Annotated in this window: 2 protein-coding genes; both read right to left on the reverse strand. The window is 63.7% G+C overall.

What is annotated here, in order from left to right; all coding sequences use genetic code 11:
• Positions 1-227 (reverse strand): FAD-dependent oxidoreductase (locus AC1DE4_RS31800; protein ID WP_477884385.1); only part of this gene is annotated, 227 nt, incomplete at its 3' end.
• On the reverse strand, positions 227-888 hold a 662-nt coding region (locus AC1DE4_RS31805), incomplete at its 5' end, for an electron transfer flavoprotein subunit alpha/FixB family protein (protein ID WP_477884761.1). The genes AC1DE4_RS31800 and AC1DE4_RS31805, both read right to left, overlap by 1 nt.

Consider the following 888-nt stretch of genomic DNA (forward strand, 5'->3'; position numbering starts at 1 on the left):
TCTTGGCGCCAGCCAGGCAGCAGACGGTCGATGCCGATGGGATCGACGACGGCACCTGACAGGATGTGCGCGCCGACCTCAGCCCCCTTCTCGAGCACGACGACCGACAGTTCCGGATTGACCTGTTTCAGGCGGATCGCAGCCGACAATCCCGCAGGGCCGCCACCGACGATCACAACGTCGAATTCCATGCTTTCGCGCTCGGGCAGTTCAGTCGTATCGGTCATCACAACGCCGTCTGCAATTCCGGCAAGACGTCGAAGAGATCGGCGACGAGACCATAGTCGGCCACCTGGAAGATCGGCGCTTCCTCGTCCTTGTTGATGGCGACGATGACCTTCGAATCCTTCATGCCGGCGAGGTGCTGGATGGCACCCGAGATGCCGCAGGCGATGTAGAGATCAGGAGCAACCACCTTGCCGGTCTGGCCGACCTGCCAGTCGTTCGGGGCGTAGCCGGYATCGACGGCAGCGCGCGAGGCGCCGACGGCAGCCCCGAGCCTGTCGGCAACCGGCAGGATGACTTCGTTGAACTTTTCGGCCGAGCCAAGCGCACGTCCCCCGGAGATGATGATCTTCGCCGAGGACAGTTCCGGACGGTCGGAGGTGGACATCGCCTGGCTCACAAAGCTCGACAGGTGTTGATCGGCTACCGCTGCGACGCTTTCAACAGCGGTAGCCGATCCGCTTCCTTCGGCAGGTGCGAAGGAAGCCGTGCGCACGGTGATGACTCGTCTGGCGTCGGTCGCCTGCACCGTCTGGATGGCGTTGCCGGCATAGATCGGCCGCTTGAAGGTGTCAGCCGAAACCACCTCGATGATCTCGGAGACCTGCGCGACATCGAGCAGGGCGGCGACGCGCGGCATGACGTTCTTGCCGGTCGAGGTGG

Source organism: Rhizobium sp. 10N414, assembly GCF_056394785.1.